17 protein-coding genes and 1 pseudogene are annotated in these 18,686 nt (G+C 47.2%); 14 read left to right on the forward strand and 4 right to left on the reverse strand.

The window, feature by feature from the left end:
* Positions 1 to 6 precede the first annotated feature (6 nt).
* The 5 genes from narJ to ICW23_RS08390 all read left to right on the forward strand — a co-directional run bounded on the left by narJ (position 7) and on the right by ICW23_RS08390 (position 5,402).
* Entirely contained in the window at positions 7 to 564 is a 558-nt protein-coding gene (gene narJ / locus ICW23_RS08370; protein WP_188154335.1) for a nitrate reductase molybdenum cofactor assembly chaperone, read from the forward strand.
* Positions 561 to 1,232 (forward strand): respiratory nitrate reductase subunit gamma, encoded by a 672-nt coding sequence (gene narI, locus ICW23_RS08375; protein WP_188154336.1) that lies wholly within the window; start codon positions 561 to 563, stop codon positions 1,230 to 1,232. Before narJ ends, narI begins: the two co-directional genes overlap by 4 nt.
* A gap of 138 nt (positions 1,233 to 1,370) precedes the next feature.
* Positions 1,371 to 2,000: a YitT family protein gene (locus ICW23_RS08380; RefSeq protein ID WP_016937607.1), complete on the forward strand. Its 630-nt coding sequence runs from the start codon at positions 1,371 to 1,373 to the stop codon at positions 1,998 to 2,000.
* A 94-nt stretch (positions 2,001 to 2,094) separates the two neighbouring features.
* Complete coding sequence (gene cls, locus ICW23_RS08385; protein WP_016937608.1) at positions 2,095 to 3,597, forward strand: cardiolipin synthase; 1,503 nt, start codon at positions 2,095 to 2,097, stop codon at positions 3,595 to 3,597.
* Positions 3,598 to 3,677: 80 nt separating this feature from the next.
* Positions 3,678 to 5,402: an ABC transporter ATP-binding protein gene (locus ICW23_RS08390; RefSeq protein WP_188154337.1), complete on the forward strand. Its 1,725-nt coding sequence runs from the start codon at positions 3,678 to 3,680 to the stop codon at positions 5,400 to 5,402.
* Between the two features lie 68 nt (positions 5,403 to 5,470).
* Here ICW23_RS08390 and ICW23_RS08395 read toward each other — a convergent pair whose 3' ends face one another.
* From ICW23_RS08395 to cls (ICW23_RS08405), 3 genes are all read right to left on the reverse strand, one after another.
* On the reverse strand, positions 5,471 to 5,743 hold the full coding sequence (locus ICW23_RS08395; RefSeq protein ID WP_188154338.1) for a hypothetical protein: 273 nt from the start codon (positions 5,741 to 5,743) through the stop codon (positions 5,471 to 5,473).
* A gap of 68 nt (positions 5,744 to 5,811) precedes the next feature.
* Entirely contained in the window at positions 5,812 to 6,774 is a 963-nt protein-coding gene (uvsE, locus tag ICW23_RS08400; RefSeq protein ID WP_188154339.1) for a UV DNA damage repair endonuclease UvsE, read from the reverse strand.
* 12 nt (positions 6,775 to 6,786) lie between these two features.
* A complete protein-coding gene (cls, locus tag ICW23_RS08405) occupies positions 6,787 to 7,986 on the reverse strand; it encodes a cardiolipin synthase (RefSeq protein ID WP_016937612.1) in 1,200 nt (399 codons plus the stop codon).
* A gap of 138 nt (positions 7,987 to 8,124) precedes the next feature.
* Between cls (ICW23_RS08405) and ICW23_RS08410 the strand changes: the two genes are divergently transcribed.
* The 3 genes from ICW23_RS08410 to pyrG all read left to right on the forward strand — a co-directional run bounded on the left by ICW23_RS08410 (position 8,125) and on the right by pyrG (position 12,806).
* The gene (locus ICW23_RS08410; protein WP_188154340.1) at positions 8,125 to 10,200 is read left to right on the forward strand and encodes a (Fe-S)-binding protein; all 2,076 of its coding nucleotides are present in this window, start codon (positions 8,125 to 8,127) and stop codon (positions 10,198 to 10,200) included.
* Positions 10,201 to 10,427: 227 nt separating this feature from the next.
* Positions 10,428 to 10,958, forward strand: coding sequence for a DNA-directed RNA polymerase subunit delta (gene rpoE / locus ICW23_RS08415; protein WP_016937614.1), 531 nt, complete (start codon positions 10,428 to 10,430; stop codon positions 10,956 to 10,958).
* A 240-nt stretch (positions 10,959 to 11,198) separates the two neighbouring features.
* A complete protein-coding gene (pyrG, locus tag ICW23_RS08420; RefSeq protein WP_016937615.1) occupies positions 11,199 to 12,806 on the forward strand; it encodes a glutamine hydrolyzing CTP synthase in 1,608 nt (535 codons plus the stop codon).
* A 47-nt stretch (positions 12,807 to 12,853) separates the two neighbouring features.
* Here pyrG and ICW23_RS08425 read toward each other — a convergent pair whose 3' ends face one another.
* The gene (locus tag ICW23_RS08425; RefSeq protein WP_016937616.1) at positions 12,854 to 13,375 is read right to left on the reverse strand and encodes a DUF2529 domain-containing protein; all 522 of its coding nucleotides are present in this window, start codon (positions 13,373 to 13,375) and stop codon (positions 12,854 to 12,856) included.
* Between the two features lie 164 nt (positions 13,376 to 13,539).
* Between ICW23_RS08425 and spo0F the strand changes: the two genes are divergently transcribed.
* The 6 genes and pseudogenes from spo0F to ICW23_RS18945 form a co-directional block, all read left to right on the forward strand.
* Positions 13,540 to 13,914 (forward strand): sporulation initiation phosphotransferase Spo0F, encoded by a 375-nt coding sequence (spo0F, locus tag ICW23_RS08430; protein WP_095241197.1) that lies wholly within the window; start codon positions 13,540 to 13,542, stop codon positions 13,912 to 13,914.
* Positions 13,915 to 14,090: 176 nt separating this feature from the next.
* Positions 14,091 to 14,948 (forward strand): class II fructose-bisphosphate aldolase, encoded by an 858-nt coding sequence (locus ICW23_RS08435; RefSeq protein ID WP_016937618.1) that lies wholly within the window; start codon positions 14,091 to 14,093, stop codon positions 14,946 to 14,948.
* 118 nt (positions 14,949 to 15,066) lie between these two features.
* Positions 15,067 to 15,705, forward strand: coding sequence for a fructose-6-phosphate aldolase (gene fsa, locus ICW23_RS08440; protein ID WP_016937619.1), 639 nt, complete (start codon positions 15,067 to 15,069; stop codon positions 15,703 to 15,705).
* 292 nt (positions 15,706 to 15,997) lie between these two features.
* Positions 15,998 to 17,287 (forward strand): UDP-N-acetylglucosamine 1-carboxyvinyltransferase, encoded by a 1,290-nt coding sequence (locus ICW23_RS08445; protein ID WP_016937620.1) that lies wholly within the window; start codon positions 15,998 to 16,000, stop codon positions 17,285 to 17,287.
* Between the two features lie 33 nt (positions 17,288 to 17,320).
* On the forward strand, positions 17,321 to 18,286 hold the full coding sequence (gene glpX / locus ICW23_RS08450) for a class II fructose-bisphosphatase (RefSeq protein ID WP_016937621.1): 966 nt from the start codon (positions 17,321 to 17,323) through the stop codon (positions 18,284 to 18,286).
* Positions 18,287 to 18,487: 201 nt separating this feature from the next.
* Positions 18,488 to 18,627, forward strand: a pseudogene (locus ICW23_RS18945) (hypothetical protein); the annotation flags it as partial.
* Between the last annotated feature and the right edge of the window lie 59 nt (positions 18,628 to 18,686).

Raw genomic sequence — 18,686 nt, forward strand, 5'->3', positions numbered from 1 at the left:
AACAAGATGAACACCATGGACCGGCAAATTACGTTTTCTGCTCTTTCCTGTCTTCTTTCTTATCCTGATGAAGAATGGAGAGCCGAGCTTCCTGATTGGAAGTCTCTTATTGTTGAAATCAGCAGCCGGAAAATCAGAGAGAAGCTGCTGCACTTTTTAGAGGCGGCAGCCGGATTTTCTCCGGAAGCGCTGATTGAACACTATGTCTATACGTTCGATTTCGGGAAAAAAACGAATATGTACGTCACCTACTTTAACTCAGGCGAGCAAAGGGAGCGCGGGATTGAACTGCTGCAGCTGAAGAACGCATACCAGCAATCCGGTTTCCTGCCGACAGAGAAAGAACTGCCTGATTACCTGCCGCTGATGCTGGAATTTGCGGCGGCTGCGGAGACTGAAGCGGCGAGAAGCGTGTTTGAGAAATATCTGTCCAATGTGAGGGAGCTGGCATCCCGCCTCGAAAAAAATGACAGCATATACGCCGGGCTCTTGCATGCCCTGCTGGCCGCGCTGGACACTCTCGGCGTGCGTGAATGCATTGAAGAAGGGGCTGTTCAGGCATGAGCGAGCGGATCCTGTGGGGGGTTATGCCGTATATTGTATTGACGATCTTTATCGGCGGGCATATTTACCGCTATCAGCATGACCAGTTTGGCTGGACGGCGAAATCAAGCGAGCTGTTAGAAAAGAAAAAACTCGCGGCGGGCAGCACACTTTTTCACTGGGGGCTGCTGTGCGTTGTCGGCGGACATGTCATGGGAATTCTGATTCCGGAAGGCGTGTATACTGCACTTGGCATTTCAGAGCATATGTATCACAAAATAGCGATTGGCGCGGGACTGCCGGCAGGGATTGCGGCATGTACCGGACTAGTGATCCTGACGTACAGAAGGCTGTTTGACAAAAGAATCCGCAAAACCAGCTCGCCATCGGATATCCTTACGCTCATCCTGCTTCTGTTCATGATGCTGTCAGGCGTTGCGGCCACGTTTCTCAACATTGATTCGAAAGGCTTTGATTACAGGGCGACAGTCGGGCCGTGGTTCAGGGAAATCGTTTTGTTCCGGCCTGACGCTTCTTTGATGGAGAGTGTCCCGCTATGGTTTAAGTTTCATATCATCATTGGGTATGTTGTTTTTATCCTCTGGCCGTTTACAAGATTGGTTCATGTGTTCAGCCTGCCGCTCAAGTATTTGACCCGCAGCTATGTTGTTTATCGGAAACGCTCATGAAAATCCCCCTTGCAAGAGGGGGATTTTTATGATGAAAAAAATAAAAATATAAGATATTTTCTGCCAATGTAATGGCTGGGCGGCCGGGATTCCTGTTATGTTTGATGTGAAATAACATGCAAAAAAGGAGAGTGAAGAATGAAGCGGGTTTTCTTCATTGTAGCTGCTTGTCTCATGACAAGCGCCGGCATCCTGACACTCAGACATTCTCATATATTAACCGGCGGCACGGCCGGACTGTCACTAAGCTTGTCATATTTGTTTCAACCCTCGTTTGCCGTTATCTTCTTTCTGATTAATATCCCGTTTTATGTATTTTCCCTCATCAGAATGGGCATTAAATTCACTCTATCTACCGTTTTTGCCGTCACAGTGCTGACTATGTTTACAGGCGCAGATCACTGGCTGCCGCCGTTCTCTGTTTCACCGCTTGCCGGGGCGATTTGCGGCGGATCGCTGATCGGGTTCGGCCTGTCGCTCATGTTTTACCATCAGGCATCGCTCGGCGGGGCCAATATCCTCGCTTTATTTCTGCAAAAGCGCTGCGGATGGAATCCGGGTGCGGTTAATTTCCTCTTCGATTTTGGCGTAGTGCTGGCCGGCATTTTCTCTGTCGGATTGCTGAGAGGGATCTTCTCCTTAGTGTCGATTGCGGTCACGGGCCTGATCATCGGCATTTTTAAAAATAAAATCAAAAACAGCAGCTCCCTCAAGCCGGTTTTGCTTCATAACCTCACGACGGGGCAATCACAGGAAGCCTCATCGTAAGCCTTTCCGCTCGTTCGGAGAGGCTTTTCATATGTTTACAGGCCGGAAAACAGAGGGTATACAGAGATATCGGATCAGATGGGGGAGAGTCGGGATGCTGAAAAGGAGACTGGAATTTTGCTTTTTATATATGATGCTTATCGGAGCATATGTCATATGGTTTTTTCCGGTTTCCAGGCTTGAGTTTTACGGCGGATTGCTTTGCTATGCAAGCATTATTTTGTTCAGCATTTATTCGTTAATCCTAGAAAACCGCACCTCGCAGCACACGCTGTTATGGATTCACATTCTTGTCTTTTTTCCGATCGCCGGGTACTTATTTTACCTTTTTTCCGGCCAGCTTTATGAAAAAGGCAAGCTGTTCAGGTCGAAACGGACATATAACCGGGAAAAGCTGAGGACGATATTTGATATGGAGCAAACTCCCGACTTGTCCGGATTGAAAGGAAATCAAAAACGTTTCTTTCAGTATTCAATCAAAGCGGCCCATATGAATATCAATACAAAAAGCAGGCTGACGGTGCTCAAAAACGGGGATGAAACATTCCCTGAGCTGTTTGAGGCGCTTCGGGCGGCAACGTCATTTATACATATTGAGTATTACATGTTCAAATCAGACATGCTCGGGCACAAGATGATGGAGATTATGATGGAAAAAGCCCGTGAAGGTGTGGAAGTGCGGTTTTTGTTCGACGCGGCCGGCAGCTTGAAGCTGGCCGGAAAAGACATTAAAAAACTGAAACATGCGGGTGTGAATATCGTCCCGTTTCTGCCGCTGAAATACGGCTTTTTCAACCAGAAATTCAATTTCCGAAATCACCGTAAGATCGTGATCGTTGACGGGAAAACCGGTTTTGTCGGCGGTCTGAATGTCGGCAAGGAATATATCAGCAAAGACCGAAATGTCGGTTTTTGGCGTGACACCCATATGAAAGTCGAAGGAGAAATTGTTCAGACGCTCCACAGCATTTTTATGCTTGATTGGGAATACGTTTCGGATGAGGTGCTTATTGATCAGAAAGCATACAGCCGCCCGGTCCCTGCAGAAAGCGGCGGCATCTATCAAGTCGTTCCGACAGGCCCTGATATGAAGGAGCGGATGAGCGACCTGTATTATGCCATGATTGCGGCAGCCGAATCGTCTGTATGGATTGCGACGCCTTATTTCGTACCGAATGAGCCGATCCGCACAGCGTTAAAGGAGGCAGCTGCCAGAGGCGTCCAGGTGCGTGTTATGGTGCCGGAAACCAATGACGGGTTTTTAACCCAGTACGCGACGAGATCGTATTTCCCCGAGCTTCTTCGCGAAGGAATCGAAGTCTACTCCTATCAAAAAGGCTTTATGCATCAAAAGGTGCTCATCACTGACGGAAACCTCGCTTCTGTCGGGACGGCGAATATGGATATGAGAAGCTTTCAGCTGAACTTTGAGGTCAATGTCTTTTTTACAGATCAAAAGGCGATCAAAGATCTTGAAGCGCATTATCTGGAGGATATGAGAGAGTCTGAGAAAATCAGCCCCGTCCGTTTCTATAAGCGCACATTATGGGAAAGAACGAAGGAATCCTTCGCGCGGTTATTTTCCGGCGTTTTATAAAAAACGCTTTTAAAACTCCTTGTGTATAGTATAATTGAGAAATATTATCATTAGGAACGAGGCACAAGGAGGACGGAATCGTGCTGCGACAATTTTTTTCTTATTATAAACCGTACAAAAAGCTGTTTTTTCTCGACTTCTTTTCTGCCATTGCCGGCGGATTGATGGAGCTGAGTTTTCCTCTGATTGTCAATTACTTTATCGATACATTGCTCCCGGGCCGGGATTGGAGTCTGATTATTTTGACTTCCGCTGCTTTATTCGGGGTCTACGCCCTCAGCTCGGCACTTCAGTATGTTGTGACGTATTGGGGCCATATGCTCGGCATTAACATTGAAACCGATATGCGGAAAAAGCTTTTTGACCATCTGCAAAAGCTTTCCTTCAAATTTTACGATAACAATAAAACGGGCAGTTTAATGTCCAAGCTCACCAATGATTTGATGTATATCGGAGAAACCGCCCACCACGGGCCCGAAGATCTGTTTATCGCCATCATGACGATTTTGGGCGCGTTCGGCGTCATGCTGTTCATTAACTGGCAGCTCGCGCTGTTGACGTTTATCATCATGCCGGTCGTCATTTGGCTCGCTTTATATTTCAATAAAAAAATGACCTCTGCATTTACAAAACTGAACAAAGACGTCGGGGATTTCAGCGCGAGGGTCGAAAACAATATCGGCGGCATCCGCCTTGTCCAGGCTTTCAGTAATGAAGCGTTTGAACAGCAGCGGTTTGACGTGAACAATCAGCGTTTCCGCAAAACAAAGCTGACGTCATATAAAATCATGGCGAAAAACGGCTCAATCAGTTACATGCTGACAAGATTCGTCACGCTGTTCGTCCTGTTGTGCGGCACATGGTTTGTCATCCGCGGATCATTATCCTACGGGGAATTCGTCGCTTTCGTGCTGTTGACAAACGTTCTCTTCCGTCCGATTGATAAAATCAACGCGATTATTGAGATGTACCCGCGAGGCATTGCCGGTTTTAAAAGCTTTATGGAAATTCTGGAAACGGAGCCTGACATCAAGGATGCCCCGAATGCGAAACATGTGTCGGGTTTAAAAGGGAATATCCGCTATGATCATGTGTCATTCGGCTATGAAGAAAACAATCCGTTGCTGTCCGGTATTAATTTGTCCATTCAAGCGGGGGAGACGGTTGCATTTGTCGGGCCTTCGGGAGCGGGGAAATCAACGCTGACAAGTCTGCTGCCGCGTTTTTATGAACCGTCTGAAGGCGCGATTTCCATAGACGGAATTGATATTAAAGACATGACGCTGTCATCTCTGCGCGGACAAATCGGCGTCGTCCAGCAGGATGTCTTTCTGTTTTCCGGCACATTGCGGGAAAACATTGCTTACGGACGGCTGGACGCGTCCGAGGAAGAAATCTGGCAGGCCGTCCGCCAGGCGCATTTAGAGGATTTGGTAAACGGGTATCCTGCCGGTTTAGACACGGTGATCGGCGAACGCGGAGTGAAGCTGTCAGGCGGACAGAAGCAGCGGCTTTCCATCGCCAGAATGTTTTTGAAAAACCCGCCGATCTTAATTTTGGATGAGGCTACATCGGCTCTCGATACAGAGACGGAAGCCGCCATTCAAAAGTCTCTGCAGGAACTTTCTGAAGGCCGCACGACACTTGTAATCGCCCATCGGCTGGCTACGGTTAAGGATGCGGACCGGATCGTCGTCGTCACGAAAGAAGGCATCGCCGAACAAGGGCACCACAAGGAACTTCTGGCATCCGGCGGCATGTACCAAAGACTCCATCAGGCGCAATTCGGCGAACTGATTCATTAATATAGAAAAAGGATAGACGAACGGGGGCCGAGGCGCCTCCTGTCTATCCTTTTTTATGTAGTCCGTATTTAATGGGCTTCTTTATGCGCAGGTTCGATGATATGTTTGAAACGGTCAATGAGCTGCACCGCTTTCTTTCCTTCCACTACAATTAAATATTCTTGTTCTTTATGCGCCATTCTGAACGTTTCCAGTTCGATGATGTCTTTGATTTTGCACATCGTTTTTTTAGAGTAGATATACAGCTCGTGGCCTCCCGTGTTGCAAAGCTGATAAAGCTGAAGCATGTTTCGTAAAGTGAACTTCTTAGCGGCTATTTTCAAAGATGTTATATTTTTCATATGTTTTCTCCTCCGTCTGATGATCTGTTATTTCGGAAATTCCCCATATAAACCGGTGATAAACCTGGTTATGCTTTCCACCTCAGCACGCCTCCCGCCAGGCGTTTGACTCCGCGGATAGCGCTTAATTCTTCGACGAGCCGAAGCAGCGCCCGGTCTTTCTCTTTCGCTTCAATCATAAAGTCGATATCCGTCTCCCATTGTCTGAACCGCTCCAGCACCGGCAGAATAAAATTCGCATCCACATAGTCCGCATGACTGCGCACGGCTGATTCTGATTTTGGCGAGGAGAGGTGGACCTTCGGCTTTAAGCCGATCCGCTGCCACGTTTTCATCATCCGCGGGAGAATGTCATCTAAATCAGCGTCATCGGTCGGATTGGCGTAAAAATGATGATAATCAAACACAAACGGAATGCCCTCTTGTTCACATACACTGAGTGTTTCTTCAGATGTATACGTTTTATCATCGTTTTCTAAAGTCATCCGCTGTTTGATGACATCGGGGAGTTCTTTCAGATTCATGCCGAAACGGTCAAGCGCGCTTTGTTTGTCGCCATAAGCGCCTCCGATATGAATGTTAATGACGGAGCAGTCCGCGATGCCCATGGCGTCCAGCATGTCATAATGATAGGCCATATCCTTGACCGCATTAGCGGTAATGTCCCGTTTCGGGCTTGTGAAAAGGGTGAATTGGTTCGGGTGAAAGCTCGTTCTGAGATCATATTTTCTGACCAGCCCGCCGATCTCACGGAACTCCTGGCGAAACGGCGTGACAAAATCCCACAGTACATCCGGGTGCGTGGCGAGCGGCACAATCGAGCTTGAGAACCTGTACAAAGGGATGCCGTGTCCGACCGCATAGTGGAGGGTGCGCAGCGTATTGGTAAGATTTGCTTTCGTCACAGAAAGCAGGGCTTCTTTCCGCTCGCCGGGTGAAAGTTTTGTATAGCGCGCATATGTTAAGGTTTTGGCGGGGGATGCGTCCCAAAGGCACATGGCGTTTGAAACGAAACCGAATCTGAACAGCATATGGTTTCTCCTTTATAAAAAATAAGATATGGCTTTTCCCAGCCATTCTGCAGGAAGCTGTCTGACGGAGCGCTGTTTCACTTTTTCTAATGTGAGAAGCTCGGATTTTTCGATGTCCTGCTTTATGGTTGAGAGCACTTCTTCCGTAAAGGCCTCATCGTTAATGATGACATTCACTTCTTCATTCAAGAACAGGCTCCGTTTATCAAAGTTCGGCGTACCGATAATGCTGATGCGGTCGTCTATAATGAAGGCTTTGACGTGATAAAAGCCTTGATAATACCGGTAGATGAGACAGCCTGCTTTCAAAAGCTCGGGATAATAGGTAAACGCTGTTTCCCGAACGAGCGGATGGTCTGACTTCATCGGCACGATCAAAGTGACTTTGACGCCTTTTCGGCAGGCTGCAATAAGCGCTGCTTGAAGCCTTTTGCTCGGTACATAATAAGGCGTGCCGATTATGATTTTTTTCTCCGCCTTAAGGATGCAGTTTTCATAATGCGATTCAAGCGAAAAACCGTCCGACGCATATGTCCTATGAGAGATATTCCCTTCCGGCAACGGCGGATAAACCTCGGGTGACTCGGGTGTTTTTCCGGTGTTTCGTTTCAGGTCGCTTAAAAAAAGAGTCTGGAGATCCGCCGTGCCTTCGCCGGTCATCCGCAGATGATAATCCTCCCAGTTTCCGAACTTCGCTTTTTTGCCGAGATACTCTTCCGCGATGTTGAATCCGCCTACATAGCCGATTTTGCCGTCAATGACGGTTACTTTCCGGTGATTCCGTTTTTGCAGCCTGAAAAAAAGAAATGGAAATCCGGGTTTGTTCAGAAAATGAACGTGAACGCCGGCTTTTTTCATCGTTTGAATAGAAGGCTTTTTCACTTGGCGGCTGCCCGCCCAATCAAGCAGCAGATATACGGAGACGCCGGCCTGCGCCTTTTCTTTCAATAAATGAAACATATCAAGGCAGACTTGGTCGTTCTTCATAATAAAAAACATCATATGAATAGAAGAGACGGCTTGGCGGATATCGGCCGTCATTTGCTGCACCAGCTCGCCGCCGCAGTGAATGAGTCTGATATCACTCTTTTTCGGGTCAAAAACGGGCTCATACGCCTGTTTTTTGTACGCCGCCCGGCCGAGCAGCATATCAAACAGCATAAGTGCGATTAAAATGATAAAAATGATAAGCAACACAATAAAGACCTTCATACCGACGCTCCTTTCCGAAGTATCCGTAGTGTGCCCTGAGAATGCGAATTTAATTATTGACTGAACACTCATTCATTATTTATGATAAAGTAAAGATATGACAATGCAGAGGGGAATCAGAACAAAGGGGGAGACAAGATGAACGCTTTTCTCATGGTAAACGCGCTGCTGTTCTTAGCTGTAACCGCTTACGCCGTTTATTTATTCATTTACCTGATCAGAACGAGGATCGCTTATATTAAGCTCGGCCAAAGGGAAGAATTTGATAAACGCCTGAAAGAACGTCTGCAAATGATATGGGTGAATGTGTTCGGACAGAAAAAATTGCTGAAAGATAAAAAAAGCGGAATCATCCACGTTCTGTTTTTTTACGGATTTATACTCGTTCAGTTCGGCGCAATTGATTTTATTCTGAAAGGGCTGCTTCCCGACCGGCATTTGCCGTTCGGCCCGCTTTATCCGGCCTTTACCTTTTTTCAGGAAATCGTCACGTTTCTTATTTTAATCGCTGTGGTTTGGGCGTTTTACCGGCGCTACATTGAAAAACTCGTCAGACTGAAACGCGGGTTTAAAGCGGGGCTTGTCCTGCTGTTCATCGGCGGACTGATGGTGACGGTGCTTCTCGGGAACGCCATGAACCTTTTATGGCACGATCATTCTTTGTCCTGGACGGAGCCGATCGCTTCCTCCATTGCGTTTGTGCTCGGCGGTCTTTCAGCACCGGCCGCAGCCGCCGTGTTTTATGTTTCATGGTGGCTTCATCTGTTGTTTTTGCTCAGCTTTTTAGTGTACGTGCCGCAGTCAAAGCATGCACACTTAATTGCGGGTCCGGCGAATGTGTTCCTCAGCAGGCTGGATTCAAAAGGGAAACTGGAAAAAATTGATTTCACCGATGAAACGAAAGAAAGCTACGGTGTCGGAAAGATTGAAGACTTCCGCCGCTCCCAGCTTGTCGATCTTTATGCCTGCGTCGAATGCGGCCGCTGTACAAATATGTGTCCTGCTTCCGGTACGGGCAAAATGCTTTCACCGATGGATCTCATCTTAAAGCTGAGAGACCACCTGACGGAAAAGGGCGCTGCCGTGACATCAAAATCTCCGTGGGTGCCCGCGCCCGTTTTTCAGCATACGAAGGCGAATCAGCTCGCGGCGGCAGCCATTGACTACAACCCGAGCTTAATCGGCGAGGTCATTACGGAAGAGGAAATCTGGGCGTGCACCACATGCCGCAACTGTGAAGATCAATGTCCGGTCATGAATGAACACGTTGATAAAATTATCGATCTGCGCCGCTATCTTGTGCTTACGGAAGGGAAGATGGACAGCGATGCGCAGCGGGCCATGACAAGCATTGAAAGACAGGGAAACCCGTGGGGCTTAAACCGGAAAGAGCGGGAAAACTGGCGGGAGCAGACGGATACAGAGATTCCGACAGTGAAAGAAATGAAAAAACAAGAGAAAGAGTTTGATTATTTGTTTTGGGTCGGTTCAATGGGTTCTTATGACAACAGAAGCCAAAAGATCGCCGTCTCATTTGCAAAACTGCTCAATGAAGCGGGCGTATCCTTTGCGATACTCGGCAATAAAGAAAAAAACTCAGGCGATACGCCGCGCCGTTTAGGCAACGAGTTTCTGTTCCAAGAGCTGGCGGAACACAACATCGGCGAATTTGAAAAACACGGAATCAAAAAAATCGTCACGATTGACCCGCACGCCTATAATATGTTCAAAAATGAATATCCGGATTTCGGATTCCAGGCTGAAGTCTATCATCATACTGAATTATTAGCCGAGCTGGTGTCGCAGGGGAAACTAAAACCGCTTCATCCGGTGAATGAAACGATCACCTTCCATGACTCATGCTATTTAGGCAGATACAATGAAGTGTATGAGCCGCCGAGAGCGATCTTAAAAGCCATCCCGGGCGTTCAATTGAAGGAAATGGAGCGCAGCCGCGAAAACGGAATGTGCTGCGGCGCCGGGGGAGGCCTCATGTGGATGGAAGAAGAAACGGGAGTGAGAATCAACACGGCCCGGACTGAGCAGGCGCTTTCTGTCAGCCCGACGGTCATCAGCTCCGGCTGCCCTTACTGCCTGACCATGCTCGGTGACGGTACAAAAGCGAAAGAAGCCGAAGACGCGATCGGCACTTATGATGTCAGTGAATTGCTCGCCATGTCTGTATTCGGTACGGAAAAACAAGAGTCTTCATAGAGAGAAGCAGGCCGCCCGCGCATATGCCGGCGGCTTTGTTTTCGCACATCGGCCGAATTATGAAGGGACGCCTCTAAAATTTCTTAAATTACACTGTTAAGGGTAGCATATTCTGTTTTAATTTGTTTATAATGAGAGGTATGGTTTATGAACAAAACAATACAAAATCGTTCTTATTATAGGATAGAAACAGATACATATAAGTAATAGAAAGGGAGTGTCCGACCTTGAGTATCAAACAATATTCTCAGGAACAGCTGAAGCAGATGGCTTTAGTTGAAATCGCTCACGAAATTTTCTCAGAACATAAAAAACCGGTTCCGTTCCAGGAGCTGCTGAATGAAATTACTTCCTTGCTCGGTGTTACGAAAGAGGAACTGGGTGACCGCATCGCCCAATTTTATACCGACCTCAACATTGACGGCCGCTTTATTGCTCTGTCAGATCAGACTTGGGGGCTTCGCAGCTGGTATCCGTACGATCAGCTGGACGAAGAAACACAGCCGACTGTAAAAGCGAAAAAGAAAAAAGCGAAAAAAGCCGTTGAGGAAGATCTTGATCTTGACGAATTCGAGGAAGTTGATGAAGATGACATCGATCTCGATGAATTGGAAGAAGATATTGATCTTGAAGCAGACAGCTTTGACGACGAAGATATCGACGATGAAGAAGATGACGACGATCTTGAGATCGAAGAGGATATGCTTGAAGAAGATGAGGAAGATGATGAGGATGAAGACGAGGATCAAAAACGCTGATTTCATAGCAGCAAAACGATCTTGACTTTCATTGTCGAACTATGTAGTATGTATTTTGGGCTCTTCAAAAAGAAGAGAATTCATAAGAGTGCTACGCTCCCTTTCAAGAAATTGAAAGGGAGCTTTCTTATTTTCATCTCCCAAATTCTTTTATACATCATTTGTTTTTAGTGAAATGATTTTCTATAAAACGGCACATTTTAAAGAATGTAGCGCAGACCGAAGAGAGGAGCAAACGAAATGACGAAATATATTTTTGTAACCGGGGGAGTTGTATCTTCACTCGGAAAAGGAATTGTGGCAGCATCACTGGGCCGCCTGTTGAAAAACAGAGGCATGAGCGTCACCATCCAAAAATTTGACCCTTATATCAACGTTGACCCGGGAACGATGAGCCCGTACCAGCACGGTGAGGTGTTCGTAACCGATGACGGCGCTGAGACTGACCTTGACTTAGGGCACTACGAGCGTTTCATTGACATTAATCTGAACAGATTCAGCAATGTGACGACCGGTAAAATCTACTCTGCTGTATTGAAGAAAGAACGCCGCGGGGACTACCTCGGTGGAACGGTTCAGGTCATTCCGCATATCACAAATGAACTGAAAGACCGCGTTTACCGCGCCGGCAAAGAAACAAATGCAGATGTAGTCATTACTGAGATCGGCGGAACCGTGGGAGATATCGAATCCCTTCCGTTCCTTGAAGCCATCCGTCAAATGAAAAGCGACATCGGCCATGAAAACGTAATGTACATTCACTGTACGCTTGTTCCGTACATCAAAGCGGCGGGCGAGCTGAAAACAAAACCGACGCAGCACAGCGTAAAAGAGCTGAGAAGCCTCGGCATTCAGCCTAATATCATCGTCGTGCGCACAGAAATGCCGATTTCTCAAGATATGAAAGATAAAATCGCGCTCTTCTGCGATATTGACACGAAAGCGGTTATTGAATGTGAAGATGCGGACAACCTTTACTCCATCCCGCTTAACCTTCAGGAGCAGGGACTCGATAAGCTTGTCTGCGATCATATGAAATTAGAGTGCAAAGATCCGGATATGACGGAATGGAAAGACCTTGTCACAAGAGTGAAAAACTTGTCTAAAACCATTACAATCAGTCTCGTCGGAAAATACGTCGAGCTTCAAGATGCTTACATTTCAGTCGTTGAATCACTGCGCCACGCGGGCTATGCGTTTGACGCTGATGTGAAGATCAAATGGATTAACGCCGAAGAAGTGACGGAAAGCAATATTCAAGAGCTGACTGACGGCACAGACGGAATCATCGTGCCCGGCGGTTTCGGAGACCGCGGTGTAGAAGGGAAAATCATCGCCGCCAAGTACGCGCGTGAAAATAAAATTCCGTTCTTCGGCATTTGCCTCGGTATGCAGATTGCATCCATTGAATATGCACGAAACGTATTAGGTCTGGAAGGGGCTCACTCTGCGGAGATCGATCCGTCCACTCCTTATCCGATCATTGACCTTCTTCCTGAACAAAAAGATGTCGAGGATCTCGGAGGAACGCTTCGTCTCGGTCTGTACCCTTGTAAGCTTCAGGAAGACACGAAAGCTTTCGAAGCATATGCGGATGAAGTGGTATACGAACGCCACCGCCACCGTTATGAATTCAACAATGAATACAGACAGCAAATGGAAGAGAACGGTTTTGTGTTCTCAGGTACAAGCCCTGACGGCCGCCTTGTGGAAATTATCGAGCTGAAAGACCATCCTTGGTATGTCGCTTGCCAATTCCACCCTGAGTTCAAATCAAGACCGACAAGACCTCAGCCTTTATTCAAAGACTTTATCGGCGCTTCCGTACAAGCTGCCGAACAGAAGTAATAAAAAAAGACTTGCCTCCGTTAAAAGCGGCAAGTCTTTTTTCTTCATCAGTCATATTCCTGCACCATTTCCTTTAATGTAAAGGACAGTGCGTGATAGACATACAGGCCTGTCATTAATGAAGGAAAGCCGTATCTTGTTCCGTCTTCATCGGGCAGAAGCGGCATTTTTAATTTGCTGTCAATATGAACATCACAAAATGCCTCAATCCCGGTTTGATCCTTGATGACGGGAGACACGCACACAAGGCCGATCCCTTTTTCATAAAGCTTTTTTGCCAGCGCCTGTTCTTCAGCCGTACCCGGGCCTGAACAGAACATCAGCACCCTGTCGCTTTCTGTAATCGAATCAGCTGTATCCGGAAACGCCTTGACCGAAGGCAGCGGTTCAGAACCGAGTTCCGCCTCGCACAAAATGCCCTGCATCTCATTTGCGCCGTATAAATAGATGGAATGGCCGCTGACGGCAGCCTGAGCCAGCAGCCGCGCGCCGTCTTCTATTGCTTCAGATTCCTTATCCTGAATGCGGGAAAAAATGCCTGCAAGCTGCGTCGTAAAGATCTTTAACATGAGTGAAACCTCCTTTACACTTACAAGAACAGTATACAACAAAAGAGAAAATGCTCAGAAAATGTCGGAAAGTAGACTATTATAATTAAAGGAAATGTGAAAATCAAACAGAATACATTAACAACTGCTTCCTTTTGACGAAAATGATAATATTGGGGTGTAAAATGATGAATGAAAAGATTTTAATCGTAGATGACCAATACGGTATACGTATATTGCTCAATGAAGTGTTTCATAAAGAAGGGTACCAGACGTTTCAGGCCGCCAACGGCATACAGGCGCTGGACATCGTAACGAAAGAACGGCCGGATCTTGTGCTTTTAGATATGAAAATCCCCGGCATGGACGGAATCGAAATTCTCAAACGCATGAAAATGATCGACGGCTCCATCCGCGTCATTATTATGACCGCTTACGGAGAACTCGATATGATTAAGGAATCAAAAGAGCTCGGAGCGCTGACTCATTTTGCAAAACCTTTCGACATTGACGAGATCAGAGACGCGGTGAAAAAGTATTTACCTCTAAAATCGAATTAATAAAATTAGAAACAATTATGTCATTGTGTTGCCGATTTGTCGAAAAGTTGGTATCCTAGAGATGGAGAAAAAGCGATCTGTTGTTTTACATATGACAGGTTTTTATGGTCATGCTATAGGGTGGAAAGCTTTTTTCGAGAAGAAGCAAATCAGGCTACATAAGGAGGACTTTCGACATGCCTTTAGTTTCAATGACGGAAATGTTGAATACAGCTAAAGAAAAAGGATATGCTGTTGGACAATTTAACCTAAATAACCTTGAGTTCACTCAAGCTATTTTACAAGCAGCAGAAGAGGAAAAATCCCCGGTTATTCTAGGTGTTTCAGAAGGCGCGGGACGCTACATGGGCGGCTTCAAAACAGTCGTTGCCATGGTTAAAGCTCTTATGGAAGAATACAAAGTGACAGTACCTGTTGCCATTCACTTAGACCACGGTTCAAGCTTTGAATCTTGTGCGAAAGCGATTCATGCAGGCTTCACTTCTGTAATGATCGACGCATCTCACCATCCGTTTGAGGAAAACGTAGCAACTACATCTAAAGTGGTTGAGCTTGCTCATTTCCACGGCGTTTCAGTTGAAGCTGAGCTCGGAACTGTCGGCGGACAGGAAGATGACGTTATCGCTGAAGGCGTAATCTATGCTGACCCTAAAGAGTGTCAAGAACTTGTAGAGCGCACTGGCATCGACTGCCTTGCACCTGCATTAGGTTCTGTTCACGGCCCTTACAAAGGCGAACCGAACCTCGGTTTCAAAGAAATGGAAGACATCGGCAAATCAACCGGCCTTCCGTTAGTACTTCACGGCGGTACAGGAATTCCGACTGCCGACATTAAAAAATCAATCTCACTTGGTACGGCTAAAATCAACGTAAACACTGAAAACCAAATTTCTTCTGCAAAAGCTGTCCGCGAAACATTGGCAGCTAAGCCGGACGAATACGATCCTCGTAAATATCTTGGACCTGCTCGTGAAGCGATCAAAGAAACGGTTATCGGTAAAATGCGTGAGTTCGGTTCTTCAAACCAAGCTTAATCCGGTGTAACATCCATAAACCGCCTGACAGCATTGCCAGGCGGTTTTATGTCTTACCTTTAGAAAGCGCAATCATGTTTTACAGTTCTGAAAACTTATTACTGGGGAGGCTTTCCTTATGTTATTTTTCATTGATACAGCAAACATTGACGAGATTAAAGAAGCTTACGAACTTGGCGTTCTTGCCGGAGTGACGACAAACCCTAGTTTAGTAGCAAAAGAAGCTGACGTGACTTTCCATGACAGACTTCGTGAAATTACGGAAGTCGTGAGCGGATCAGTAAGCGCAGAAGTCATTTCCCTGAATGCTGAAGAAATGATTGAAGAAGGTAAAGAACTTGCGAAAATCGCGCCGAATATCACGGTGAAAATCCCGATGACGTCTGAAGGGTTAAAAGCCGTAAAAGCGCTGAGCGACCTGAACATAAAAACAAACGTAACGCTCATCTTCAGCGCCAACCAGGCGCTTTTAGCCGCAAGAGCCGGAGCGACTTATGTATCTCCGTTCTTAGGCCGCCTGGATGATATCGGCCATAACGGCCTTGACCTGATTTCAGAAGTAAGACAGATTTTTGACCTTCATGACATTGATACACAAATCATCGCAGCTTCCATCCGTCATGCGCAGCACGTGACTGAAGCGGCTTTGCGCGGTGCACATATCGGTACGATGCCGCTGAAAGTCATTCACCAGCTGACAAAACATCCGTTAACGGATAAAGGCATTGAGCAATTTTTGGCAGACTGGAATAAATAAGGGTGTAATGGGCGGCAAACCGGTTGCATCCGTTTGCCGCACCCTATTTCCTGTTTGACGGCGGGCCTTCATATCAAAGTTCCCCGGAATGTGAACCCGGCGGGTCTCTGTGCATCCTGTGTAAAAAATGCCCCGTAAAGCTTCGCTATTTTCTTCCTGTTATTTTATAATGTCCTTGTATTCTTTCTCTTCGAATTGGCTACATTTTGGACAAGAGCTTTATTTGCAGAGACAGAATAAAATGCCATTTTATTTATGCTCCGCAGCTATCTTCTTATGGAAGGAGACTATCATGGAAAAGTTGAATATTGCCGGCGGCGATCCGTTAAACGGAACCGTACATATCAGCGGTGCGAAAAACAGCGCCGTCGCATTGATACCCGCAACCATTCTGGCAAATTCCGAAGTAACGATCGAAGGGCTTCCGGAGATCTCAGATATTGAAACGCTGCGTGACCTGCTGAAAGAAATCGGCGGAAACGTCCATTTTGAAAAAGGAGAAATGGTCGTGGACCCTTCACCGATGATCAGCATGCCGCTTCCCAACGGCAAAGTGAAAAAACTCCGTGCTTCTTATTATTTAATGGGCGCGATGCTCGGCCGCTTCAAACAGGCGGTCATCGGACTGCCGGGCGGGTGCCATCTCGGGCCTCGGCCGATTGACCAGCATATAAAAGGGTTTGAGGCGCTTGGGGCTGAAGTCACCAATGAACAAGGCGCGATTTATCTGCGCGCCGAAAGGCTGAGAGGCGCACGGATTTATTTAGATGTCGTCAGCGTCGGGGCGACGATCAATATCATGCTTGCCGCTGTGCTCGCTGAAGGAAAAACCGTGATAGAAAACGCCGCCAAGGAACCTGAGATTATTGATGTTGCCACACTGCTCACCAGCATGGGCGCAAAGATAAAAGGCGCGGGAACCAATGTGATCAGAATCGACGGCGTGAAAGAGCTGCACGGGTGCAGACATACCATCATACCGGACAGAATTGAGGCGGGCACCTTTATGATCGCCGGCGCGGCGATGGGGAAAGAAGTCATTATTGATAATGTCATACCGACCCACCTGGAGTCTTTGACGGCGAAGCTCAGGGAAATGGGTTTTCACATCGAGACGAGTGACGACCAGCTTCTTATGCTCGGCGGGCAGAAGCAGATAAAACCGGTCGACGTAAAAACGCTTGTTTACCCGGGATTCCCGACTGACCTTCAGCAGCCGATGACCTCTCTGTTAACGAGAGCGGGCGGCACGAGTGTCGTGACTGACACCATCTACTCGGCCAGATTTAAGCATATTGATGAGCTGAGACGGATGGGGGCCAACATGAAAGTGGAAGGCAGGTCGGCGATTATCACCGGTCCGGCCGAGCTGCAGGGCGCAAAAGTAAAGGCGAGCGATCTGCGTGCAGGCGCTTGTCTGGTCGTAGCAGGGCTGATGGCCGACGGCGTAACGGAAATTACCGGTCTTGAGCATTTGGACCGCGGCTACAGCAATCTTGAGAAAAAACTCGAAGGTCTGGGCGCCACAATCTGGCGGCAGAGGCTGACGGACGAAGAGATAGAACAGCTCCAAAATTCATAGAAATGCGGACTTTTGAGAGGAGATCGTGTTGAAATGGAAAGAAGCTTATCAATGGAATTGGTTCGGGTTACTGAAGCGGCGGCTTTAGCATCTGCCAGATGGATGGGCCGCGGGAAAAAGGATGAAGCCGATGATGCGGCGACAAGCGCCATGCGTGACGTGTTTGACACGGTGCCGATGAAAGGAACGGTCGTTATCGGGGAAGGCGAGATGGACGAAGCGCCGATGCTTTACATCGGCGAAAAGCTCGGAAACGGATACGGCCCCCGCGTCGATGTCGCCGTCGATCCTCTTGAAGGCACTAACATCGTAGCCAGCGGCGGCTGGAATGCGCTGACGGTGATCGCGGTCGCTGACCATGGAACACTGCTGAACGCTCCTGATATGTATATGGAAAAAATTGCGGTTGGACCTGAAGCGGTAGGCTGCATCGATATCGAAGCTCCTGTCATTGATAACTTAAAAGCTGTTGCGAAAGCGAAAAATAAAGACATTGAAGATGTCGTGGCAACCATTTTATATCGCGACAGACATGAAAGAATCATCTCTGAATTGCGTGAGGCCGGCGCCAGAATCAAACTGATCAACGACGGTGATGTCGCGGGCGCCATCAATACGGCCTTTGACCATACGGGCGTAGACATTCTCTTCGGCTCAGGAGGGGCACCTGAAGGCGTGCTGTCTGCCGTTGCGTTAAAAGCGCTCGGCGGTGAAATCATCGGCAGGCTTCTGCCGCAAAGTGCGGAAGAGCAAGCCCGCTGTGAGCGGATGGGCCTCGATGTCTCCAAAGTGCTCCGGATGGAGGACCTTGTGAGGGGGGACGACGCCATTTTTGCGGCAACGGGCGTAACGGACGGAGAGCTTTTGAAAGGCGTTCAGTTCAAAGGCACAGTCGGCACGACCGAAAGTCTGGTTATCCGGGCGAAATCAGGAACGGTCCGATTCGTTGACGGAAGACACAGCCTGAAGAAAAAACCAAATCTTGTGATCCGGCCATAAATAGAGAAAAGCGGGACTTTCCGTCCCGCTTTTCTTTTGCAAAAAAGAGTCAACCCTATCATTTATATGTCAAAGCATTATTTAAGTTGAATAATTTTTTAAAATGAGGTAAAAATAAAGAGTGCTGCGATTTTTCTGTGTCATTCCTTCTTTTGAGTACTGGGAAATTTTCAAATTCTACCGCATATAGACGATATAAATATTGATCTTCTCAAGTTTTTGTCCTCGCTTCCTTCAAAACTCATTAAGACAATCCTTTTTAAAAAAAGCGCCGATCATGGGTGGAAGTGTTACCGATAGAAGTTCCTGAATGTTTTATAAAAGAATGTGCTTTGGCGGAATCATGCAAAGCAGCCGATTTGAATGAAAACAGCAATACATTGACTATGAAAAGCGTGGT

Origin of the sequence: Bacillus sp. 1021 (genome assembly GCF_014534735.1) — a bacterium.
Lineage (GTDB): Bacteria > Bacillota > Bacilli > Bacillales > Bacillaceae > Bacillus > Bacillus siamensis.